At 70.7% G+C, this 22,679-nt stretch carries 21 protein-coding genes; 12 read left to right on the forward strand and 9 right to left on the reverse strand.

Annotation, left to right across the window (positions count from 1 at the left end; all coding sequences use genetic code 11):
- Positions 1-17: 17 nt before the first annotated feature.
- From ACTWQA_RS10365 to ACTWQA_RS10375, 3 genes are read left to right on the forward strand one after another with little or no spacing between them, the layout of a single operon-like run.
- Entirely contained in the window at positions 18-1,535 is a 1,518-nt protein-coding gene (locus tag ACTWQA_RS10365; protein ID WP_443159041.1) for a hypothetical protein, read from the forward strand.
- Positions 1,532-1,951: a hypothetical protein gene (locus tag ACTWQA_RS10370; protein WP_305922276.1), complete on the forward strand. Its 420-nt coding sequence runs from the start codon at positions 1,532-1,534 to the stop codon at positions 1,949-1,951. The genes ACTWQA_RS10365 and ACTWQA_RS10370 overlap by 4 nt, the downstream gene beginning before the upstream one ends.
- Before the next feature lie 19 nt (positions 1,952-1,970).
- The gene (locus ACTWQA_RS10375; protein WP_443159042.1) at positions 1,971-3,560 is read left to right on the forward strand and encodes an MFS transporter; all 1,590 of its coding nucleotides are present in this window, start codon (positions 1,971-1,973) and stop codon (positions 3,558-3,560) included.
- Between the two features lie 6 nt (positions 3,561-3,566).
- Here the strand turns inward: ACTWQA_RS10375 and ACTWQA_RS10380 are convergent, their stop codons facing one another.
- Positions 3,567-4,373 carry an SAM-dependent methyltransferase gene (locus ACTWQA_RS10380; protein WP_443159043.1) on the reverse strand — a complete coding sequence of 269 codons (807 nt, stop codon included), beginning with the start codon at positions 4,371-4,373 and terminating at the stop codon, positions 3,567-3,569.
- Positions 4,374-4,595: 222 nt separating this feature from the next.
- On the reverse strand, positions 4,596-5,852 hold the full coding sequence (locus tag ACTWQA_RS10385; RefSeq protein ID WP_443159044.1) for a Scr1 family TA system antitoxin-like transcriptional regulator: 1,257 nt from the start codon (positions 5,850-5,852) through the stop codon (positions 4,596-4,598).
- 220 nt (positions 5,853-6,072) lie between these two features.
- On the opposite strand from ACTWQA_RS10385, the gene ACTWQA_RS10390 reads away from it, so the two are divergent.
- From ACTWQA_RS10390 to ACTWQA_RS10415, 6 genes are read left to right on the forward strand one after another with little or no spacing between them, the layout of a single operon-like run.
- Complete coding sequence (locus ACTWQA_RS10390) at positions 6,073-6,780, forward strand: hypothetical protein (protein WP_305922271.1); 708 nt, start codon at positions 6,073-6,075, stop codon at positions 6,778-6,780.
- Positions 6,777-7,409 (forward strand): hypothetical protein, encoded by a 633-nt coding sequence (locus ACTWQA_RS10395; RefSeq protein WP_443159045.1) that lies wholly within the window; start codon positions 6,777-6,779, stop codon positions 7,407-7,409. The genes ACTWQA_RS10390 and ACTWQA_RS10395 overlap by 4 nt, the downstream gene beginning before the upstream one ends.
- A 12-nt stretch (positions 7,410-7,421) precedes the next feature.
- Complete coding sequence (locus ACTWQA_RS10400) at positions 7,422-7,610, forward strand: hypothetical protein (protein ID WP_327590349.1); 189 nt, start codon at positions 7,422-7,424, stop codon at positions 7,608-7,610.
- A gap of 23 nt (positions 7,611-7,633) precedes the next feature.
- A complete protein-coding gene (locus ACTWQA_RS10405) occupies positions 7,634-8,386 on the forward strand; it encodes a maleate cis-trans isomerase family protein (protein WP_443159046.1) in 753 nt (250 codons plus the stop codon).
- Entirely contained in the window at positions 8,383-9,552 is a 1,170-nt protein-coding gene (locus ACTWQA_RS10410; protein WP_305922267.1) for an FAD-dependent oxidoreductase, read from the forward strand. Before ACTWQA_RS10405 ends, ACTWQA_RS10410 begins: the two co-directional genes overlap by 4 nt.
- 15 nt (positions 9,553-9,567) lie before the next feature.
- Positions 9,568-10,905, forward strand: coding sequence for an RNA polymerase sigma factor (locus tag ACTWQA_RS10415; protein WP_443159047.1), 1,338 nt, complete (start codon positions 9,568-9,570; stop codon positions 10,903-10,905).
- A gap of 39 nt (positions 10,906-10,944) precedes the next feature.
- On the opposite strand, the gene ACTWQA_RS10420 is transcribed toward ACTWQA_RS10415, so the two are convergent.
- Positions 10,945-12,867, reverse strand: a complete 1,923-nt coding sequence (locus ACTWQA_RS10420) for a Xaa-Pro dipeptidyl-peptidase (RefSeq protein ID WP_443159048.1) — start codon at positions 12,865-12,867, stop codon at positions 10,945-10,947.
- 75 nt (positions 12,868-12,942) lie between these two features.
- Between ACTWQA_RS10420 and ACTWQA_RS10425 the strand changes: the two genes are divergently transcribed.
- On the forward strand, positions 12,943-13,965 hold the full coding sequence (locus ACTWQA_RS10425) for an ADP-ribosylglycohydrolase family protein (RefSeq protein WP_443159049.1): 1,023 nt from the start codon (positions 12,943-12,945) through the stop codon (positions 13,963-13,965).
- 47 nt (positions 13,966-14,012) lie between these two features.
- Positions 14,013-14,672 (forward strand): FadR/GntR family transcriptional regulator, encoded by a 660-nt coding sequence (locus ACTWQA_RS10430; protein WP_443159050.1) that lies wholly within the window; start codon positions 14,013-14,015, stop codon positions 14,670-14,672.
- Positions 14,673-14,766: 94 nt separating this feature from the next.
- Here ACTWQA_RS10430 and ACTWQA_RS10435 read toward each other — a convergent pair whose 3' ends face one another.
- Together ACTWQA_RS10435 and ACTWQA_RS10440 are read right to left on the reverse strand one after the other, a co-directional pair.
- A complete protein-coding gene (locus tag ACTWQA_RS10435) occupies positions 14,767-15,489 on the reverse strand; it encodes a hypothetical protein (RefSeq protein WP_443159051.1) in 723 nt (240 codons plus the stop codon).
- Positions 15,490-15,574: 85 nt separating this feature from the next.
- Entirely contained in the window at positions 15,575-16,129 is a 555-nt protein-coding gene (locus ACTWQA_RS10440; protein ID WP_443159052.1) for a YybH family protein, read from the reverse strand.
- 177 nt (positions 16,130-16,306) lie between these two features.
- On the opposite strand from ACTWQA_RS10440, the gene ACTWQA_RS10445 reads away from it, so the two are divergent.
- Positions 16,307-16,456: a hypothetical protein gene (locus tag ACTWQA_RS10445; protein WP_443159053.1), complete on the forward strand. Its 150-nt coding sequence runs from the start codon at positions 16,307-16,309 to the stop codon at positions 16,454-16,456.
- A gap of 65 nt (positions 16,457-16,521) precedes the next feature.
- Here ACTWQA_RS10445 and nirD read toward each other — a convergent pair whose 3' ends face one another.
- From nirD to ACTWQA_RS10465, 4 genes are read right to left on the reverse strand one after another with little or no spacing between them, the layout of a single operon-like run.
- Positions 16,522-16,842, reverse strand: coding sequence for a nitrite reductase small subunit NirD (gene nirD, locus ACTWQA_RS10450; RefSeq protein ID WP_443159054.1), 321 nt, complete (start codon positions 16,840-16,842; stop codon positions 16,522-16,524).
- On the reverse strand, positions 16,839-19,268 hold the full coding sequence (gene nirB / locus ACTWQA_RS10455; protein WP_327590340.1) for a nitrite reductase large subunit NirB: 2,430 nt from the start codon (positions 19,266-19,268) through the stop codon (positions 16,839-16,841). The genes nirD and nirB overlap by 4 nt, the downstream gene beginning before the upstream one ends.
- Positions 19,265-20,659 (reverse strand): FAD-dependent oxidoreductase, encoded by a 1,395-nt coding sequence (locus tag ACTWQA_RS10460; RefSeq protein WP_443159055.1) that lies wholly within the window; start codon positions 20,657-20,659, stop codon positions 19,265-19,267. The genes nirB and ACTWQA_RS10460 overlap by 4 nt, the downstream gene beginning before the upstream one ends.
- Positions 20,656-22,677 carry a molybdopterin oxidoreductase family protein gene (locus ACTWQA_RS10465; protein WP_443159056.1) on the reverse strand — a complete coding sequence of 674 codons (2,022 nt, stop codon included), beginning with the start codon at positions 22,675-22,677 and terminating at the stop codon, positions 20,656-20,658. Before ACTWQA_RS10465 ends, ACTWQA_RS10460 begins: the two co-directional genes overlap by 4 nt.
- Between the last annotated feature and the right edge of the window lie 2 nt (positions 22,678-22,679).

Raw genomic sequence — 22,679 nt, forward strand, 5'->3', positions numbered from 1 at the left:
CGCTACCTTTAGCTTTCGTGTCCTGGGGAGATCTGACGCCGGAGTTACTCCACTCCTCCGTCTGGGCCGACGGGCTGGTGGAGTCGGCGGGCATCCCTGTCTATGACATGCCGCTGGTGTCCGTAGGCGGTGGGCTGGGCTCGTTCACACTGGTGGACGTGCTGCGCATCCGCGGTGTCGCTGCCGCGGCCATGCGGGTGTTGTCGACCAGCGACGCGCCCTGGCAGACCTGGGAATACCTCACCCGTGTCTCGCAGCTGCCGGCCCACGAGCGCATCCGATCCGACGCGGGCGCGCGGCCCGACAACGTCTGGGGCTTCCCGTCGTACGCGGTGCAGGAGGCGTGGACAGAGCGCTCGGTCAAGCCGTTGCTCCAGGTCCTCATCGAGCCGGTCCTGGCCGACTTCTACGCGCCGAAGGCCGGGACGGTCATAGCGAGCGTGCGGCGTGAGGCCGACCGCATCGGCTACTGGGAGATGCTGGCCAAAGGCCAGGTACGCATGGTCAGGAAGCGGCTGGGCGGCGGCTATTTCACCGTGCTGACGCCGCCGTCGGGCACCGCGCAGACGAAGCGGGTGGCGCTGCGCTCCCATTACGTGCACCTGGCCGTCGGCTATCCGGGGTTGAAGTTCCTGGACGACCTGCAGGAGTTCCGGCAGCGGCAGGGAGAGCGCTATCGCGTCGTCAACGCCTACGAGCCGCACGAGCACGTCTATGACCAGCTGCGGAAGCGGCCCGGCGTGGTGGTCGTGCGCGGCGCCGGGATCGTGGCCTCGCGCGTGCTGCAGCGGCTCATGGACGACAGGGAGCGCTACAACCTGGGGACGCAGATCGTCCACCTGCTCCGCACCTACGTCACCGGGCCGCACGGGCCGCATGTGTTCATGCGGCGTAAGGGCGGCGACGGCTGGGCCTACCAGGCGTTCACCATGCCGAAGTCGGCGTTCGGCGGGCAGCTGAAGGCCCAGTTCCGCAAGGCCTCCCCCGAGCGGCGGGCCCAGCTGGCCGCGCTGGTCGCCGGCACCACCACCCCCAAGCTCGCCCGCTGGCAGGACCAGATGCACCGCGCCAGGCAGGGCCGCTGGTATCACCCCGTCCAAGGCGTGGTCGACCGCATCGACCAGCAGCCCGACGGCCGCCTGGTCACCTACACGCGCAGCGCGAACTCGGCGGGCATGCAGCACGTCTCCGACTTCATCATCGACTGCACCGGGCTCGAGGCCGACATGCCCGAGCACCGGGTACTCGACGACCTGCTCAAGCACGGCGGCGCGCAGCCCAACAAGGCGGGGCGGCTGACCGTGGGCCGGAACTTCGAGGTGCTCGGCGCGGAAAGCGGTCACGGCGCGCTCTACGCCTCGGGCGCGGCCACCGCCGGCAACCACTTCCTGGCCGTGGACAGCTTCCTCGGCCTGCAGACCGCCGCCCTCGACATCGCCGACGACCTGACCAGGCGCGGGTTCTGCGAGGGGCTCGGCCCGCTCAGGTCGGTGTCCCAGTGGGTGAAGTGGGCGGCGAACAGGAGGCTCGCTTGATCCCCACACTGGCCGGGCGGGTGCAGACCCGCCTGTTCGTGCTGGCCACGGTGGGCGCGGTGCTGACCGCGCTGATCACGCCGTTGCTGCCGATGTCCTTCCCAGAAGCCTATCTCGTGCTGCTGGCCGTCGCCGTCACCGGGGTCGGCTGGGAGCTGCTCTACCACCTGCTCATGCAGTTCCGCTGGGACAAGGACTGGCCGACGATGTTCGGCCTGCTCACGGCCGTGCCGGAAGGTCTGGTCATGTGGATGCTGCTGGACGGCGGGCTGGTCCCGGGCGTCCAGGGGCCGGTGTCCTGGTGGGCGTTCGCGGTGATGTTCGCGTTCGTCTGGCTGGGCCAGTGGCTGTTCGTGAACGGGCCCATGCGGGTGCTGTTCGTCAAGTGGCGGCTTCGGGGGGGTCGCCTGGTGTGATCGATCGAAGGGGGAACTCATGGGCGGCGTCGCATTAGCCCGGCCGCTGTACTTCTGGCTGGGCACGCTGGCCACGGTGGCGGGGGTCGTGCTGCATCTGCCGATGTACCTGCACGGCGCGGAGATGCACTACAAGCTGGCCGGGATGCCGATGGACCTGCCGATGACGATCGGCATGGTGCTGATCGTGGCGGGCCTGGTCGTCACCGCGTACGGGCTGGTCCCGCCGGGCGCGTTCAAGGCCAAGCCGGCGGGTGAGGTGCGGGTGCGCGCGCTGGACGACGCGCGGATGCGCCCGGCCCACATCGGGCTCATCGTCGTCATGTCCGTCGCCGTGGTGATCGACGCCATGAAGCCGATCACGCTCGGCTTCGTCGCCCCCGGCATGGCCAAGGAGTACGGGCTGAAGTCCGCGCTCAACCCGGGCGGCGAGCTGCCTGTCGCGCTGCTGCCGCTGGCCGGCCTTACCGGGACCGTGCTCGGCTCGCTGCTGTGGGGGTGGATGGGCGACAAGATCGGTCGCAAGCCGTCGATCCTGTTCGCCGGCGTGCTGTTCATCGGGACCGCCATCTGCGGCGTCATGCCGGACTTCGAGTGGAACCTGGCCATGTGCCTGGCCATGGGACTGGGCGCGGGGGGCATGTTGCCGATCACGTTCTCGCTGCTGGCCGAGACGATCCCGCCCCGGCACAAGGGCTGGGTGATGGTGCTGATCGGCGGCAACCTGGCGGTCGCCTACCTGGCGGCGAGCTGGCTGTCGGCCACGCTGGTGCCCGAATACTCCTGGCGGGTGTTGTGGCTGGCCGGCCTGCCGACCGGCGTCTTCCTGATCCTGCTCAACCGCTTCATCCCCGAGTCGCCGCGCTTCCTGTTCGCGCACGGCCGCGACGACGAGGCCCGGGCGATCATGACCAGGTATGGGGCGGCCGCGGTCTCCGCCGAGGAGGTCGAGCGGGTCGCGGACGAGCACGACGGCGGCTACTCGCGGCTGTTCCGCCGCCCGTTCACCGGCCTCACGGTGGCCGTGGTGATCCTCGGCCTGAGCATCGGCCTGGTCACCTACGGCTTCCAGTTGTGGATCCCGTCGAACCTGCAGCGGCTCGGCCTCGACCAGCAGACCGCCGACCGCGCGCTGCGCGACTCGACGCTGCTCGGCCTGCCGCTGATCTTCATCTCGGCCGCGATGTACGGCATGTGGAGCGCCAAGAAGACGATCATTACGCTCTCGGCGCTGGTCGGCGCGGCCCTGCTGGTGCTGTCGTTCTCGGGCGAGACCCTGGCGCAGGACCGCACCTGGCTGTACGTGGTGCTGGCGGGCCCGATCGTGGGAACGGCGGCGATCGCGGCGGTGCTGGCCGCTTACAGCTCGGAGATCTACCCGACCCGGGTCCGCTCGCGCGGCTCGGGGCTGTCCGCGGGCGTCGGCAAGTTCGGCGGCGTGGCCGTCACCGGCGTGCTGGTCGCAGGCGCCGCAGCGCCCTCCATCGGCACGACCGCGTTGCTGGGGGCGGTGCCCCTCGTGCTGGCCGTGCCGGCGGTGCTGGCGTTCGGCGTCGAGCCGGCGCAGAGCCCGGCCGGCGAGCCGGCCGAACTCCCTGCAGCGACCTGACCCGATTCACGGAATGCAGGCCACGGCGCCGTAATTGCCGGACGAGCCCGGATCTTCAAGGCATGCGGTGTCGTGGCCGTTCGGCTGCCATTCCGGAACCCACACCAATCCCGGATCCACCAGCACCAGACCCTCGAGCAACGCTTCAACCTCCTCCCGGGTGCGAATCGCCTGCCCGGGCAGCGTCATCGCCAGCAGGTCGTGAATGGCCGGCAACAACTCCGGGGGAATGGCGTCGAACGTGGTCTGCAGTAATGACAGGTAGCTTCCTTCCGGCACTGCCTGCCTGATCCGCTTGATCACGTAATGGAAATACTCGTCGTCGTTGAGGCTGTGGGCCGACAGCAGCAGCACCGCCATGGGCCGGTCCCACTCCAGGAACGTCTGGACGACCCTGTCGTCGAGAACGTCGTCGATCTCGCGCACGTCGCCCTCTACGACGCGTACGAGGTCGGTGACGGGCTCGATGGTCGCCCGCGCCCCTGCCAGCACCATGGGGTCGCTCTCCACGTAAACGACTCGCGGGACCACCCGGGGCGCGGAGGCGCCCAGGGCGTCACGGGCCACGTCATGCAGTTGCCCGCCCGCGGGCAGGCCGCTGGGGACGCCACTGCCGACGATCACGAACTGATCCACACCCTCGGTCGCCAGGTGACGGACCACACGGCAGAGATATTGGAGCACGGCCCGTGCGGCCGTCGTCGTGATGGGGGCGGCCTGATCGTAGCGGCGCATCACCTCTCTGTCCGCTACGAAGTTGTTCTTTCCACCCGCCGCGGCGTCGAGAATCCGGGTGACACTTGCTTGGGTCATCTCCAGCTTCGCCAGGTTTCGGATGGCACGCTGACGCATTGAGTGTTGCCCCTTTCCCCTCGCCCACTATCTCGGGAAAAGCTGATCCTTGCGGACCCCACTCGATGACCCAGACCATATGATCCTCGCTACTCACGAGAACACAACACGAAAAGCCATTAGTTTTGGGTATATGTGCGTCACCGGCGTTCGCGCATAACGATCATTCACGAGGGAAAGAGATCACTTTCCGAGTGAACGCGAGAGCCTTTCGCGGTGGCAATTCAAGACCTCGACGGTCTCCTCGCGGGTGGTCGTCGTCACCGACAACCTCGTGAACGCCTGATGGTAGGCCTCCACCGCGCCGGTGTCGGTGACCAGCTCGTCGCCCTCGATGCCGTGCCTGCACGCGATGTCGGGCTCGAACGCCTCGGCGAAGCGCCAGAGCGTGAACGGGCCGGTGCGCGGCACGTAGGCCGGGTCTTCCATCGGCACCACGTGCAGCGAGACGTTGGGCCGCTTGGCGTGCTCCAGCAACACCTCCAGCTGCCGTAGCTGCACGTGCCCGCCGACGATCGAGCGCATCAGCACGCTCTCGTCGATCACCGCCCACACCACGACCCCGGTGTCCCTGGCCACGGCCTCCTGCCGGGCCAGCACGAGGGCCAGCGCCTCCTCGACCGTCGGCTGTCCCAAAGTCGCGGGTCCGGCCGCGGTGATCGCGGCCCTGGCGTAGTCCTCGGTCTGCAGCAGCGGAGGGACGAACTGGGTGTGGAAGGTGCGGATGAGCGTGGCCCGCTGCTCCAGCGCGTAGGTGGTGGCCAGCCACACCGGGATGGACTGCGCGTCGTACCAGGCGGCCTCGCGTTCGCCCCTGGCCAGCGACAACACGTATTCGCGGATGGGCGGCGAGGCGATGCCATAGAGGGTGAGCAGGCGCTCCACGGTGATCGGCGCGGGGGCGATGCGTCCTTCCTCGACGGCGGGGATGGCCGCCGCGCCCTTGCCGATCGCGGTCTCGACCTGCTCCTCCGACAGCTGCGCGGACAGGCGCAGGCCGTGCAGCCGGCGGCCGAGCGCCCGGCGCTGCGGCCCGCTCAGCGGCGTGGCGGCGTCAGGGATGTCGGCGGTGGGCTCGGGCTCGTCGGGCAGGCCCTCGGCCTTGCGAGCGAGCTCGACCACGCCGCGCAGGACGGCCAGGGAGCTCTCCGACAGGCCGGAGGCGGACAATCCGATGGCCGCCGCCCGCAGCTGCAGGTCCTCAACGGCGCCCGACTCCAGGTGGTCGTCGCCGACCAGCCAGCCGACGCTCACCTGCAGGCAGGAGGCCAGCGCGCGGAGCACCTGGAGCGTTGGGTTGGTCTGCTTGCCGGTGCGCAACTGGCTGACGTAGGCACGGGTGATGGGGATGCCTGCCTCCGTCAGGGCGGAGGCGACCTGCGCGCCGGTGAAGCCGCGCTTGGTCAGCGCGAGATCGAGCCGCTCGGCGAAGTTCGCCACGGCACACCTCCTACTGCCCGTGAACTTTTCCAGCGTAAGGGACGCGAGCCCCAGTGTCCCCTGCCATGCGGGCAAGCTCTGCCACGCGGGCAGGTATCAACTTATGCGGAAACTGTCAGTTGACATAGTCCCATGGAGAAGCGGACTATCGGAGCGTGTGGTAACTGAGGCTTAACAGCAAGGCGGTTCTGGAGAGTTCCCGTCGAGGAGGTGGCCGGACATGACCATGGATTCCTGGTTCCTCAGCGATCCGGTCCCCGGGCAGGAACAAGTGGTCCAGCGCATCTGCTCCCGCGTGGCCGGTCCGGTGATCGGGCCGGATGTGCACGTCGCGAGCCTGCCGCTGGGCGGAGTCCAGGTCTGGCTGGAGAGCCCTCGTCACCGTTGGCGCTTCTACCACCGGATGGCCCGCGAATTGCGGCTGGCCGGCTGGCACACGGAGACGGGCCCGGATCGGCTGCTGTTGCTCGGGTGGAGCTCGGTGTGCCTGAGCCACCGCGCCAGGATGCTGAGCGCGGCCCTCGCGGGACGGCTGGCCCATTTCGACAAGACGGCGTTCATGGCCGTCATGATCGCCACCCGGCTGCGTCACCAGGGGTTCCCGGTGGAGGAGCTCCCGGCCGAGGTGGAAGCCCGCTGCGGCGACGCGTTGCGCTGGCCTGCCCGGCTGGCCGACCTCGACGGCCTCGAACGCAGGTCGTCGCTGGAACCGCTGAGGCTCAGGCTGGCCCAGGTGGCCGGTCTGGAGGCCAAGGTGGGCCGCTGCTGCGGCGCGCATCTCGCGCTCGCGTCGAAGGTCGCGCGGACGGTCGCCGGCGGTGCGGTGCCGGCCAGGTCACGCGCGAGCGGACCACGGGCCGGGCTGACGGAGCGCATGGTCTGCGTCAGCGTGCCCAACATGGCCATGAGCGCGGGAACGGCGCCATGACGCCGACCCTCCTTCGCGAGCACTCGACCTCGGCGGCACGGCCGCCGCGGCCGGTTCAGGGTGCCGCGATGCTGTACGCGCCGCCGCCGGCTGACCATGGCCGGCGCGGTCTGCTCGTCCCCTGCGCGGGACTGGCGGCGGCGCCCTCGGCGCTGGCCCCGGCGCTTCCCCGCCCCCCCGGCACCGTGCGGCACGTGCCCGACCTAGTCGGTGCGGTGCTGTTGGCCAGCGCGGTAGCGGCTGGCGTGCTGGCCAACTCGAGGGGTAGCGCCTGGGGCCGGCTTTATGCCCTGGGTGGAGGCGTGCCGCCGGCTCGGCGCGCCTCCACGATCGGAGCCATCGGCACAGGGGTGGTGCTAGGTGGGGCGATCGGCGTGACAGGCGCCACGGTGCTGATCGGCCGGCTCCTGAAGGGGCCGGCGCCTGTGCACGCCGCTGTGCTGGTGGCCTTCCCGGCCGCCGTTCTGCTCGCCGCCACGGCGCTGGTGCGGGTCGCCGGGGCGTCGGGCCGTGAGACCGGTCATCGATCTCAACGCGCGGCGGAAGAGGAGCCGGCGATGTCCGGCCGGCTCCTCGCCGGGCAGTGCGGACGATCCGCAAGCGACTCCCGAGTCGTCAACCCGCGATAGACAGGAGCGAAGATGCTCGCCGACGAGATGCACAGGTCACAACCACACGAAGTCCCCACGCGCGGTGCCCGGGCCGGCACGCCGCAGGACCGGGACGAGCAGACATCAGCGCGTACCGTGCATCGGCTGCGCCGCATCCGCCAAGTGTCCGTCCAGGCCATCACCGAGATCGACCAGGCGCTGCGGCACCGCGCCTCCTGACACCCCCTCTGGAGGACACCCCTATGCGCACCGGTTCGGCGCGCCGCGGCCGGGTGGGCGTGATCGTCGCGCCCGCGAACCCGTCGGCGGAGCCAGAGCTGACCCGCCTGCTCGGGTCGCGGGCCGACATGCATGTCGCCCGCCTTCCCGTACGGCGCAGGCTGCCCCTGGCCGAACGGCTGGAGGGTTACAACGACGACCTGCCCCTCATGGTCTCCGCGTTCGACGGCCTGCCGCTCAGCGCCATGGTCATGGCCTGCAGCGAACCTCGCTACCTGCTCGGCCCCGATGCGGACCGCGATCAGTGCGCCGAGCTGAGCGCCATGGCCGGGGTGCCGTTCGCCTCGGCCACGCTGGCCACGCGTGAGGCGCTGGATCACGTCGTGGTGGGCGACATCGTGCTGGTGTCGCCGTACCAGCCGTGGCTGACCGAGCTGGCCGAGCGGTTCTGGAAGACCGCCGGCCTGAACGTCACCCGGGTGGTCCAGGTACGGGCCAAGGACGGCTACTCCTCGTACGCGGTCACCCCGGCCGAGCTGATCAACCAGGTCGAGCTGGCCGAGGTGCCGGGGGACGCGGTGTTGGTGTTCACCGGCACCGGCATGGCCACGCTGCCCGTGCTCGGCCCGCTCAGCGCCGGCAACGACCGGCTGCTGCTCACCTCCAACCTCTGCACGGCCTGGTGGGCCCTGTCCCACGCCGTCGGGCAGCACGTGAAGCTCGGCCGCGTGCCTTACCGCCGCCCGATGGCGGCGCAAGGGAGGCGGCCGGCATGAACGGCGTCATCGTGGTGGGAGCGGGGCCGGCGGGGCTGACCGCGGCGCTCTCCCTGGCCAGGGCGGGGATCCCGGTCACCGTCCTGGAACGCGAGAGCGAGCCGATCCGGCAGCCGCGGGCCTGCACCTTCCATCCGGCCACCTTGGACCTGCTCGACGAGCTCGGCGTGGCCGCGCAGCTCGTCGCCAAGGGCCGCGTGGTCGACCGGGTGCAGTGGCGGGACCGGTCGGGGATCGTGCTGGCCGAGATGGGCATGAACCGGCTGGACGGGCTGACCAGGCATCCGTTCAGGATCCACGCCGACCAGACCGCGCTCACGCCGCTGCTGCTGGCGGCGCTCAACGTCTACCCCGGCGTCGACGTGCGGTTCGGCACTCGCGTGGACGGCGTGGCGGAAGGCGGCACAGGGATCCGGGTCCGCGTCGGCCACACCTGGGCGCGGGCCCGGTACATGATCGCCGCCGACGGCGCGCACAGCACGGTGCGCGGGTCCCTGGGGCTGCCGTTCCCCAGGTCCGGGTACCCGACGCAGGCGTTGCGGGTGTTCACCGACTCGCCGCTGGACCGGCTGCTGCCCAGCTTGGCGCCGTTGACGTATGTGCGGGACGTGCAGCAGTCGTGCACGCTGCTCGCACTGCCGGACCACTGGCGGATCATCTTCAAGATCCCCGTCGACTCGCACGAGCCGCTGTCCCCGGCGAACCTGTCGCTGCTGGTGCGCCGGTCCCTGCCGGGGGCCAGTGGGCCGATCCATGTGACGGGTGCGGACCGGTTCGGCCTGTCGAGGGGCGTGCTGACCTCGTACCGGTGCGGGCGGGTCATGTTCGTCGGCGACGCCGCGCACCTGACCTCCACCGTCGGCGGCCTGAACATGAACGCGGGAATCCACGACGCGGCCGAGGTCGGCCAGGTGATCGCGGCGGTGCTGGGCGGCTTCGCCCCGCCCGCGGCGTTGGAGGCGTGGGCCTGGCGGCGGCGCTCGGTGCTGATGCAGCGGGTGGTGCCGCGCGGCGAGACGCGGCTGGCAGGCGTGCGCGAGCACGACAGCGCCAGGCTGGCCGCGGCCATGGCGGGGTTGCGGGCGATCGCCGGCGACCCCGACGCGACCCGGGCCTATCTGGCGCAGGCATCCCTCCTGGACATGACGGTGCCGGGGAAGACGTGAGAGGAGGTGCGCCGGATGTGGCGAACCCTGTCGGACGACGCTCGCCAGGCCATTCGCGACCTGTGCGACAAACATGGAGCCCGGCTCTATGACTACTGCCGCACCGAGCTCGCCGCGGGCGACGCCGAGCAGGCGGTCGCCGGCGCGCTGCTGACGGCGCACCTGTACGCCGACCGCGTCATGGACCCGGCTCTGCGCCGGCCCTGGTTGTACGGGGTGGCCAGGGCACACCGCGCGATCGTGGCCAAGCCCGCGAGCATCGGCTCCTGGTCACGCCCAGGACGCATGTCGGAGTTGCTGCCCGAGGCGCTGCTGTCCCTGGACCGCCCGCAGCGGGAGCTGCTCGACCTGTCGGTGCGGCACGGCCTGTCCGACGCCGAGCTGGCCGTGATCTTCGAGCTCGGCGCGGCCGAGGTACGGGCCGTCGTGACGCAGGCCGCGGCCGGCCTCGAGGGGTGGTTCGCCGCGATCATGGCCGCCCGTGGCAGTGGCGGCTGCCCGGATCTGACGGCGCGGATGGCGGAGTGGGTCGCGGCGCCCGGGCGGCGGGCCAGGGCCAGGATCGGCCGCCACATCCAGTCCTGCGCGACCTGCCGGGCCGCGCCCAGGACCATGACGGCGGGCGCGCTCCTGCGCCGGCTGCCGATCACGACGTTGCCCGGCACGCTTCCCAACCGGCTGGCCTCGGCCCACCCGCTGCCTGGCGAGGGGCCTGTATGGCGGGCGGACGGCTTTGCTGTGCAGGCCCGCACGCTGGTGGAGACCGGTCCCGGCTCCACCCCTCACGTCCCGGTCGCCGACCCCACGACGGCGACTCCGGGAGAGCCCTGGTCGGCGGCGGGCGCGGCTGCCGCCGACCAGGAGCAACCCGCCACACCCCCCGTGCGCGGCCGGCACCCGTTCACGCCGCCCAGCCGCACGCGGGCCTTCCGCGGCGGTGTCAACGGCGACAAGCTGGTCTACAGCGCCGCGCTGAAGGGCGAGAGCAACGGGTTCCACAAGCCCGAGGGCGAGATCATCCGGTACGGCGGGATCACCCTGAGCGACGAGCTGGCCGATCTCCAGAGCCGGCAGTGGCAGGAATACTGGCGTGACCGCTCCGTCGATGACGACCCCGAGGCCGGGGCGCCCATCAGGGCGGTGGCCAGGCTCGCGCTGATCCTGGGCGTGGGTCTGCTGGCGGCCGGGCTGGTGTGGGCGATGCTGAACGCTCGCGAGCACCCGGCCACGATCACCAGGGCCGCCTCGCAGCCGAGCGTGCTGCTCGAGGACCCCCGAGCTCCGGGGGTGCCCCAGGTCACCACCGCCGCGGAGTCCGGCCTGACGAGTGTGCGTTGGAGCAACTGGCGGTAAGGGGCCCCGGGCTCCGCAGAGCCCGAGGCCGCGAGCGGTTTAGAAGAACTGGAACGCGGATTCGGGCTTGGGCAGCTCGATCCGATCGGGTCCGTGGAACCTGGCCTTGTCCTGCGGCACGTCGGCCAGCGGCGTGGTCAGCGCGAACGGCACGACGACACTGCTCTGGGCCAGGTCGACGGTGACGCCGGCGCCGGTTCCGGTCTCATCGCTGTAGGTGGAGTCGGTGCCCGCGATCACCAGGCCGATCCTGTGGCCCTTCTTGAAGATGTAGTCCTGCGGCAACGTCAGCCACTTCACCGTGCCGTACGTGCCGACGGGCAGCGGCGCGGCCTGGCTGAGCGAGAAGCGGTTCTGCACGTCTATCCAGCCGCGGGCGACGATCTCCAGCGGACGGGTGGCCACGTTCGTGACGACCTTCTTGTAGCAGGCGTCGTCGGCCGCGGTGCTCTCGCCGTGGCAGTCCTCCTCGGTGAGCGTGGTGATGCCCTGGCCGCGGCGCCAGTCGACGCGGGTGTCCTCGCCGAAGTCGACGAGCAGGGCGGTCAGGTTAGAGTTGGGCTTGTCCAGCTTGACCCGCAGGTCGGCTGTGGGCGTGCCGGACAGGCGCAGGTCGAGCGGGAGCGCGCCGGTGGTGAACGCCACCCGTCCCGGATTCGGGGTGCCCACGTCGGCCACCATGGCGGTCTCGCTCATGGCGACGTCGGTGAACGAGGCGGTGCTGTTCTTGGTCGCGGGCTTGAGCCCGAGCGAGCCGTCGGGCGCGGGACGCAGCGTCGCCTTCATCGCGAACGGCGCCGGCCAGTCGCGCTGGATGATCCACTTCGCCGGCCCGACCTCGACGTCGGCGCGGGGCTCCCTCATGATCCCGTTGTCGACGCCGTGCAGCCAGCGGTCGAACCAGCGGTGCAGGGTGTCCACCCAGAGCCCTCTGCGGCCTTCGAAGTCGAACGGGTCCACGTGCTGGGTCTGGCCGACCCAGATCTTGCGCGGCACGTCCCTGTCGGCCAGGGCCTTCCACCAGGCGGAGAAGTTGTCCGGCTTGACGTTGAGGTCGTTGACGGTGTGGATGACGAAGACGCTGGCCTTGACCTTGGAGGCGTCGCCGAGCAGGCCCTTGATGTAGTCGCGCTCGGCCCAGAACGGGTTGTAGTTGCCGGTGTCGTCGCCGTCCTCGGCGTCCATCTTGTCGCGGACCGGCTTGCACTTGGCCTCGGGGTCGGTGTCGACGTAGTTGGCCAGCCAGGAGGCGTAGTCGTAGTTGTAGATCACGCCGTTCGAGCGCTGGTACTTGTACCAGGAGCTGATCGCCGAGATCGGCACGATGGTCTTCAGACCCTCGACGCCGGTGGCGGCGACGGCGTTGGCCAGGGTGCCGTCGTACGACTTGCCGATCATGGCGGCGTTGCCGGTCGTCCAGTCGGCCACGGCCGGGCTGCCGTCGGCCTTGTACGCCTTGGCGCGGCCGTTCAGCCAGTCGATGACAGCCTTGCCGCCCAGCACGTCGGCCTTGCCGCCGATGTCGGGGCAGCCCTCGGACCTGGTGGTGCCGAGCATGTCGACGTTGAGGACGGCGTAGCCGCGGGGGACGAAGTAGTTGTCATAGAAGAGGGGGAATTTCACGACATTTCCGGCGGCGTCATAAACTTTGCGCTCGCCTTCGTTGCCGCGGCCCGAGTTGTCGTAGTACGGGCTCTCGTCGATGATCACGGGCACCTTGAGTCCGGGGCCGGACTCCTTGGGCCTGATGATGTCCACGCGGACTTTGTCGAGCTTGCCGTCCAGGTCGCTGTCGACGGTGGACTCGACGTACACGTGCTCGCGGATCGCGTCCGCATAGGAGAAGACCGGCTGCGTACGGCCGTTCTCGATGGTGAGGGCAGGTCCGGCAGTGGCCTGCGCGGGCGTCGCGATCGCCAGGGTGAGGGCGACGGCGATGAGGGCCGGGCGTAATTGTGGCACGCGTGACCTCCGTGCGAGTGAGCGAAAATACATGGCAATCTCTCAGACGGCTCGGGACCTGACAAGATCCGGGGTATGGATGGTCAGGATCGAGTCCGGGGTTGCCTCCTCGGCGGCGCGATCGGCGACGCGCTCGGGGCGCCCATCGAGTTCGCATCGTTGCGGGAGATCCGCAAGCATCACGGCCCGGATGGCGTTTCCGGATATGTCGCCGATTGGCGCGGCAAAACGGGTCTCATCACCGACGACACCCAGATGACGCTCTTCACCGTCGAAGGCCTCGTCCGCGCCGATCACGCTAGCGGATCATCGGCGGCAAGCGACGCGGAAGTGGTCGAGGCCGTGCGGCAGGCATACCTGCGCTGGTACGACACCCAGAGCCACGACGCTCCCCCGCCCGCCGACCTGCCGCACCGTACGGGGCGGCTGCGCGAGGAGGGCTGGCTGTACTCGCGCCGGGCGCCCGGCAACGCCTGCCTGTCGGGGTTGCGCCGGCCCTTTCCCGGCCCGTCGCCCCTTGGCGAGCCGGGGCCGGTGAACCCGGACTCGAAGGGCTGCGGCACCGTGATGCGCTCGGCCCCCTTCGGCCTGTTCCGTACGCCGTCCGACCCCCGGGCGGCCTTTGAGACGGCGGCGGCGTGCGCGCAGATCACCCATGGCCATCCCACCGGCTACCTGGCGGCGGGGGCGTTCGCGGCGATCATCGCGTACCTGATGGCGGGCGAGGCCCTGGAACCCGCCGTGCACCGCACGCTGGAGCTACTGGCCGGCTACCGGGCGCACGAGGAGACCACGGCGGCGCTGCGAGCGGCGCTCGAGCTCGGCGGCCCGCCTTCCCCCGAGCGGGTGGAGTCGCTGGGCGGGGCGTGGGTGGCCGAGGAGGCACTGGCCATCGGCGTCTACTGCGCCCTGGCCGAGACCTCCGTCGAGCGTGCGCTGCTGCTGTCGGTCAACCACTCCGGGGACAGTGACTCGACCGGCTCGGTCTGCGGCAACCTGCTGGGCACACTGCACGGCGCCGCCGCCCTGCCGCCCGCCTGGCTGCGTCCGCTGGAAGGCCGCGACACGATCGAGCGCCTGGCCGCCGAGCTGGCCTGATCACCGCTTAAGGTGGGACTCCCCAGCCGAAATGGGAAGAGGATTGCATGCGAAACGTCGCTCGGACCTCGCTCGTTGACGCCGCCATCGACGAGCTCCGCCGGGAGATCGCCCGCGGGGCGTGGCCGGTCGGCACCAAGATCCCGTCCGAGAGCCAGCTCGCCCAGAGCCTGGGCATGAGCCGGCTGTCCGTGCGCGAGGCGGTCCGGGTGCTGGCCCATGCCGGGCTGCTGCACACCCGGCAGGGCGACGGCACCTATGTGACCGCCACCGACGAGTCCAAGGTCGCGCTGCGCCGTCGGCTGGACACGGCGGCCGCCATGGACATCATCGACGTGCGCCGCGGGCTCGACCTCGTCGCGGCCCGGCTGGCGGCGGGCCGGCGCAGCGAGGAGGACCTGGTCGCGCTGCGCGAGACGCTGGCCCGGCGGGACGCGGCGGGGCAGGCGGGTGATCTGGACGGCTACGCGGACGCGGACGTCGCCTTCCACGTGCTGGTGGCCGACGCGGCGCACAACGCGCTGCTCGCCGACCTCTACCGGAGCATGAGCGACGCGTTGCGCGACAGCGTGCGGGATCAGGAGGAGGCGATGCTGGAGCCGGACACCTCGCACGAGGAGCTGCTGCGGGCGATCGAGGACGGGGATCCGGCGAGGGCGGTCGCGGTGTCGGTCGCCATCTTGGACGCGCAGGAACGCGAGCTCTGACGCCGCCCCGACCGGCCTCTGTCACGAGCGGCCATGGCCGGGGCGACGTACGAGCACAGGCTGCGCGACCTCCGCGAGATCCGCAGGTTCATCGTCAAGATGCGCCGGTCGACGCCGTGTCCTTGCGGCCCGGCAGGCGCAGCGCCGCCACCGCGAGCAGCGCGCCCCCGAGGGCCGCGAGAGCCAGTGTGTACGCGGGGATCCCGCCGGAGACCTGCTCCTGGGCCGCCGCCACCTTCTGAGGCGCCGCCGTGGCCGCCAGGGGCGCCGCCGTGGCGACTTCCTGGCCGGAGCCGGGGCCGGTCCCGGCCGTCACCTTGTCTCCCGGCAGGTCGGGGAACCCGGGCGGGCGCACGGCGTCCCAATAGTCCGTCCGCTGCGACACGAAGCCCTCGATCACCTCTTGCCGCACGGGCTTGATCTTCAGCCCGCCGGGAACGCTGAGCCGACCCACCTCGTGCGGCATGAACATTCCCTGGATGCCCTCGACCTTCCACACGCCCTCCGGCACGACCACCGACGTGGCGTAATGCCCGGCCTCGGGAAGGGCCGTGCCCTCGAACATCAGGCTCTTCCCGTCGTCCTCACGGGTGAGCCGCAGCCCGACGGTCCCGAGCTGCCCCTCGTACGGGTGGTTGCCGTGTTGCAACACCCAGAACCCGAGCGCATACGGCGTGCCGCCGTCGAACCGGCCCGGCAGCGGATCCATGTACGTCACCGCCCAGTTCCCCGCCGCACCAGCCGGAACAGTCCCTGTGACCAGAGCCGCCACCACGGCGGCCAGCAGGGCGGCGAACATCGCCGGCATCCTCTTCATGGGACCACCTCCGCAGGTGATACACCGCCTGAGAGGACAAGGTTCCAGGAATGCGGCGCACCGTCGGCGCGCCGCTCCACCCTGTTCAGCCGGCCTTGTTGTTCATGTAGTGCGAGATCTTCCACTCCCCGCCGTCCTGCGAGAGCAGGAACAGCTCGCGAAGGTTGTTCTGCCCCTGCTTGCTCGTCGCGGTGACGAAGGCGTTCTCGGTGCCGAGCGCGCGCTCCTCCTCGATGGTGTGGGTGGCCTGCTTCATCTCGTTGACCTGGCCCTGGAAGAGCGTGCGGATCGCCTCGGTGCCCTCCGCCGTGGCCTTGCCGTTCACGGCGACCACCGCGTCGTCGGCGAAGGCGCCGACGACCTGGTCCACGTTCCCCGATTTGAGCGCGTTGAAGAACCCCTCGACGGCCGAGCGCGCCTCGGTGGCCCCGCCCGTCTCCGTCGGCGTGGCGTCCGTCTCGGTGGGCGTGGCCGTGTCGGTCTCCTCCGGCGACATCATGTCCTCGGTCGGCGTCGCCGGACTCGCCGCCCCCTTCAAAGCTGCTTGCGTGCCGCTGCCCCCCGCGGCGCAGCCCGCCAGCAGCATGGCGGGAATGATCGCGGCCATCAGAAGCGCCCTGCGCTGAGAAATCTTGCTCATGGCCGCTTGATGCCCGCGCCACTCGTCGCCGAATGCGCGGTTTAGGCACTTTGCACGCCCTCTTTACCTCGACCGGTATTACTAGACCAAATGACCGGTTCTAGGGAGACCGTTCAGAGCTGCGATCGTTGCCGCCTCGAGACCAGAGCACCGGACGTCGCCGATAGCGTCCGTCCAGTGGCACGTACACAGGCGAACCCCGAGCCCCTCCCCCAGCGCGAGGACGCCGAACGCTGCGACAGCGTCGAGGCCGGACGGCGCTGCGTCCTGCCGGCGGCCCACCGGAGCCCGCACGTCTACCCGCCGGTGGAGCACAGCAAGGGCTGACACACAAAGAATCAGGCCCAAGCCGTCGTGCGAGCGGACGACTTGGGCCTGATCCTTTCGTACGCCTAAAGGCTCACCTCTACGTACCCGCCGGCCACCCGTACCGGATAGACCGGCACCGCCACGTCCTTCTCGTCCAGGCACACCCCGGACACCAGCGAGAACACCTGCTTGTGCAGCGGTGAGGCCACGGTCGGCTCACCCTTCCTGGTGCCGACGATGCCGCGCGAGAGCACGTACGCGCCGCTGAACGGGTCGAGGTTGTCCAGCGCGTGCAGCGTGCCGTCGTAGGTGCGGAAGACGGCCACCTGCCGGCCGTCCACCAGCGCGCACACGCCGCGCTCCGGCATCAGCTTGTCGTAGTCGCAGATCGGCGTCCAGCTCATCGGGCCATCACCGGCTTGATCTGGCCGCGCTCCTGCTCGAAGACGATCGACGGGTCGGGGACGCCGGGTGCGTTGACGAAGCTGACGAACCTGCTCAGCTTCTCCGGGTCGTCCAGAGTGGCGGCCCACTCGTCGGCGTAGGTCGCGGTGTGGTGCTCCATCTGCGCGTCGAGGTCGGCGCAGATCCCGAGCGAGTCCTCCATGATCACCTCCCGTAGGTAGTCGAGCCCGCCTTCCAGGGACTCCAGCCAGGCGGCGGTACGTTGCAGCCGGTCGGCGGTGCGGATGTAGAACATCAGGAACCGGTCGATGGTCCTGATGAGCTCTTCGGTGGACAGGTCGCCGGCCAGCAGGTCGGCGTGGCGGGGCTTGAAGCCGCCGTTGCCGGCGACGTACAGGTTCCAGCCCTTCTCGGTGGCGATGATGCCGAAGTCCTTCGACCTGGCCTCGGCGCACTCGCGGGCGCAGCCGGAGACGGCGGACTTGAGCTTGTGCGGCGAGCGCAGGCCGCGATAGCGCAGCTCCAGCGCGATGGCCAGGCCCACCGAATCCTGCACGCCGTAGCGGCACCAGGTCGAGCCCACGCAGGACTTCACCGTCCGCAGGGCCTTGCCGTAGGCGTGCCCGGACTCGAACCCGGCCTCCACCAGCCGCCGCCAGATCTCGGGCAGCTGGTCGACGCGGGCCCCGAACAGGTCGATCCGCTGCCCACCGGTGATCTTCGTGTAGAGGCCGAAGTCGCGGGCGACCTCGCCGATCACGATGAGCTTCTCCGGCGTGATCTCACCGCCGGGGATGCGCGGCACGACCGAGTACGTGCCGTTCTTCTGCATGTTGGCGAGGAAGTGGTCGTTGGTGTCCTGCAGCGCGGCCCGCTCGCCTTCCAGCACGTGCCCGTTGTGCAGCGAGGCCAGGATCGAGGCCACGGCCGGCTTGCAGATGTCGCAGCCCCGGCCCTGCCCGTGCTCGGTGATGAGCTGGGAGAACGTCGTGATGTTGCGGACGCGGACGATGTCGAACAGCTCGGCCCGCGAGTACGTGAAGTGCTCGCACAGCGCCTTGCTGACCTCGACGCCCGACTTCTCCAGCAGCTGCTTGAGCATCGGCACGCAGCTGCCGCAGGTGGTGCCGGCGCGGGTGCAGGCCTTGAGCCCGGGGACGTCGGTGCAGCCCTTGTCGGCGATGGCGGTGCGGATGTCGCCCGCGCACACGTTGTTGCAGGAGCAGACCTGCGCCTCGTCCGGCAGGTCCAGGCTGGCCCCGGCCCCGCTGAAGAGCAGGTCGGACGGCGAGGCCGGCAGCGCCTTGCCCACGAAGGGACGCAGCTGCGTGTACGGCGAGGCGTCGCCCACGCAGATGCCGCCGAGCAGCGTCTGCGCGTCGTCGCTGATGAACAGCCTCTTGTAGACCCCGGCCACCGGGTCCATGTAGGTGACGTCCAGCGCCCCCGTCATGGACCCGAACTGCGCGACCTCCACGCCGAGCAGCTTGAGCTTCGTGGACATGTCCGCGCCCTCGAACGTCGCGGACCCGCCCATGATCCGGTCGGCGGCCACCTCGGCCATGTTGTTGCACGGCCCGACCAGCCCGTAGATCATCCCGCCGGCCAGCGCGCACTCGCCCACCGCGTAGATGGCGGGGTCGGAGGTGAGCATCGCGGAGTCGACCACGATGCCGCCGCGCTCGCCGACCTCCAGCCCCGACGACCTGGCCAGCTCGTCCCGCGGCCTGATGCCCGCGGAGAACACCACGACCTGGGCGTCCACCAGCGTCTCGTCCGGCTTGCGCAGCCCGATGACCTGGCCGTTGTCGTCGGCGACGATCTCCTTGACGCCGGCGCCGGCGTGCACGCTCAGCCCGAGGCCCTCGATGTGCTGCTTGAGCACCGAGCCGCCGCCCTCGTCGACCTGCCGCGGCATCAGCCAGGGGCTCATCTCGATGATGTGCGCCTTCAGCCCGAGCGCCCGCAGCGCGTCGGCGGCCTCCAGGCCGAGCAGCCCGCCGCCGACCACGACGCCCTCGACCGCGTCCTTGGCGGCCACCCTGATCGCGTCCAGGTCCTCGATCGTGCGGTAGACGAAGGCGTGCTCGGCCCCGGGCACCGGCGGCACGAACGGCGCCGATCCGGTGGCCAGCACGAGCACGTCATACGGCTCGGTGGCGCCGTCCGACAAGGTGACGAGACGGGCGTCCCTGTCGATGCCGGTGACCCGCGTGCTCAGCCTCGTCACCGTGCCGGCCGGCACGTCGTAGGTGAGGTCCTCCACGGTCGTGCCCGACAGATAGGAGGTCAGGGCCACGCGGTCGTACGCGGGCCGCGGCTCCTCCCCAATCACGGTGATCTGCCCGTCGAAGCCCTTGCTGACGAGGGTTTCGACGAGCCGGTGGGCCGTCGGCCCGTACCCCACGACGACGATCCTGCTCATACGGAAATCCCTTCCTGCTCGCAGAGCCAGCTCACGATGCCTTCCACGGCGTCGCGGCAGGTACCGCATCCGGTCGTGGCCCGGGTGGCGGCCGCCACTCCGTCCACATCCCGCGCCCCCGCTTCCCAGCACGCCCTGATCTGGCCCTTGGTCACGTTGTTGCACTGGCAGACCTTGGCCGCGTCGGGCATCAGCGTCGGGCTGTCAGCCACCGGCGCCGACGACAGCCCCGGGAACAGCAGCCCCGCCCGGTCGCCCGGCACCGGTCCGCCGCGGTCGAAGAGCTGGGTGAGCGTGCCGACGGCGTCGCTCTCCCCCAGCAGGATCGCGCCGACCAGGCGGCCGTCGCGGATGACGAGCTTGCGGTAGGTGCCGCGGGCCCGGTGGCTGAAGCGCACGACCTCGGCGTGCTCCTCGGTGAGCTGGGTCTCGCCCATGGCGGCCAGCTCGACGCTCCTGGCCTTGAGCCGGGTGACGAGCCTGGAGCCGCGGTAGAGGCTCTTGCCGCCGGTGATGACGTCGGCGGCCACGGAGGCCTGCTCCCAGGCGGGCGCGACCAGGCCGTACACGGTGCCGTCGTGCTCGGCGCACTCGCCGATGGCGAAGATCGACGGGTCGTCGGTGCGCAGCTCGTCGTCCACGACGACGCCGCGCCGCACCTCCAGCCCGGCCTCGGCGGCCAGGCCCGTGATGGGGCGCACGCCACAGGCCAGCACCACCAGGTCGGCCTCGATCAGCTCGCCGTCGTCGAGCCGGACGCCGTCGGCGTCCACGGAGGAGGTGGATACGCCGGTGCGGATCTCGACGCCGAGCCCGGCCAGCGTCTCGCCGAGCACCTCGCCGGCCTCGACGTCGAGCTGGCGCTCCATGAGGTGTCCGGCCAGGTGCAGGAGCGTGACGGGCAGGCCGCGCCCGGCCAGGCCGCGGGCGGCCTCGATGCCGAGCAGCCCGCCGCCGATGACGACCGCCCGGCGGGCCTGCTCGGCCACGCGCATGATGCGCTCGCAGTCGTCGAGGGTGCGGAACAGGATCGCCCGCTCCACGCCGGGGATCGGCGGCACGATGGCGTCGCTGCCGGTGGCCAGCACCAGCAGGTCGTACGGCTCGCGCCGCCCGTCCTCGGTGACGACGTGCCTGGTCTCCCTGTCGATGTGGGCGACCGAGCTGCCGAAGGCGGCCTCGACGTTGTGGGCGGCGTACCAGGAGGAGTCGAGCAGCCGCACCTGCTCCGGGCGCGAGCTGCCGGCCAGCACGTTGGACAGCAGCACCCGGTTGTACGGCTGGCACGTCTCCGCGCCGAAAATCGTGATCTTCATGTGGGGGTCGCGGGTGCGCACCTCGCTGACCAGCCGCGAACCGGCCATCCCGTTCCCCACGACGACGAGCCTCATGAGTCCCTCTCCACCCTGACGGCGCAGACCTTGAACTCCGGCATCCTCGACGTCGGGTCGAGAGCCGGGTTGGTGAGCCGGTTGGCGCCCTCCCAGTGGAAGGGCATGAACACGGTGTCGCGTCTGATGGCGTCGCTGATCCTGGCGACGGCCTTGGCCTCGCCGCGCTTGCTGGTGACCCGCACCACGTCGCCGGCCGAGATGTCGAGCTGCTCGGCGAGGTCCGGGTGGATCTCGACGAACGGCTCGGGCGCGGCCTTGACGAGCGAGGCGATCCTGCGCGTCTGCGCGCCGCTCTGGTAGTGCGCCAGCACCCGTCCCGTGCTCAGGTAGACGGGATAGTCCTCATCGATCTCCTCGGCCACCGGGCGGTGCTGGACCGGCACGAACCTGGCGCGGCCGTCCGGGGTGGCGAAGGAGTCCAGGAACGGGCGGGGCGTGCCCGGGTGCTCGGTCGAGGGGCAGGGCCAGAACACGCCCTTCTCCTCGGTGATGCGCTCGTACGTGATGCCTGAGTAGTCGGCGGGCCCACCCTTGCTGGCGCGGCGCAACTCGTCGAACACCTTGACCGGGTCGGTCTCCAAGCGGTGCCCGAGCCGCTCGGCCAGGCCGGCGAGCACGTCGAGATCGCTTCTGACACCGTCCGGCGGGGGGACGGCCCGGTTGCGCAGCAGGACGCGGCCCTCGAGGTTGGTCATGGTGCCGGTCTCCTCGGCCCACTGCGTCACCGGGAACACGACGTCGGCCATGGCGGCGGTTTCCGACATGACGAAGTCGCACGTCACGAGCAGGTCCAGGGAGGCGATGCGCTCGGCGACGTGCTCGGCGGCCGGCGCGGAGATCACGGGGTTCGACCCGAACAGCAGCATCGCCCGCGGGCCTCCCGGGGTGCCGAGGGCGTCGAGCAGCTCGTACGCCGACCGCCCCGGCCCGGGCAGCGACTCGGCGGGCACGCCCCACACGCCGGCGACGTGCTCGCGGGCCGCCGGATCGTCGATCTTGCGGTAGCCGGGCAGCTGGTCGGCCTTCTGGCCGTGCTCCCTGCCGCCCTGCCCGTTGCCCTGCCCGGTCACGCAGCCGTAGCCGGAGCCGTGCCGGCCCGGCAGGCCGAGCGCGAGGGCGAGGTTGATGAACGCGGTGACGGTGTCGGTGCCCTTGGCGTGCTGCTCGGCGCCGCGCCCGGTCAAGATGTACGCCTTGCTCGCCGCGGCCATGGCCCGAGCCGCCTGCCGCATCCGGTAGACGGGCACTCCGGTGACCCGCTCGACCCGTTCCGGCCACCAGGAGGCGAGCGAGGTGCGGACCTCGTCGAACCCGGTGGTGCGGGCGGCGACGTACTCCTCGTCCACGAGCCCTTCGGCGATGACCATGTGCAGGAGCCCGAGCGCGAGCGCCAGGTCGGTGCCGGGCGTGGGCTGCAGGTGCAGCCAGGCCAGCTTGGCGGTCTGGCTGCGCCGCGGATCGATGACGATCATCCGGGGGCCCGACAGGTGCCGGACGAACGGCGGCATGGTCTCGGCGACGTTGCCGCCGGCCAGCAGCACGATGTCGGACTCGGCCAGGTCGGTGATCGGGAAGGGCATCCCGCGGTCCATGCCGAACGCCTTGATCGACGCGGCGGCCGCCGAGGACATGCAGAAGCGGCCGTTGTAGTCGATCTGGCTGGTGCCGAGCGTGACCCTGGCGAACTTGCCGAGCGTGTAAGCCTTCTCATTGGTCAAGCCACCCCCGCCGAACACGGCCACGGCGTCGGGGCCGTGCTCGGCGCGGATGGCGGACAACCGGGACGCGACGTAGTCGAGCGCGACGTCCCACTCCACGGGCTCGCCGTGCAGAAGGGGGGAGGTCAGGCGCTCGCCGTTGGTGAGCAGCTCGCCCGACGTCCATCCCTTCTGGCACAGCGCGCCCGAGGCGTTGGCCGGGATGTCGGTCCTGGGCTGGATGGCCAGCTCAGGACCGATCTCCATGCCGCACTGCAGTGCGCAGTACGGGCAGTGCGTCTTCACCGCGTCCGTCACGT

Origin of the sequence: Nonomuraea sp. 10N515B (assembly GCF_052245915.1) — a bacterium.
In the GTDB taxonomy this organism is placed as follows: Bacteria; Actinomycetota; Actinomycetes; order Streptosporangiales; family Streptosporangiaceae; genus Nonomuraea.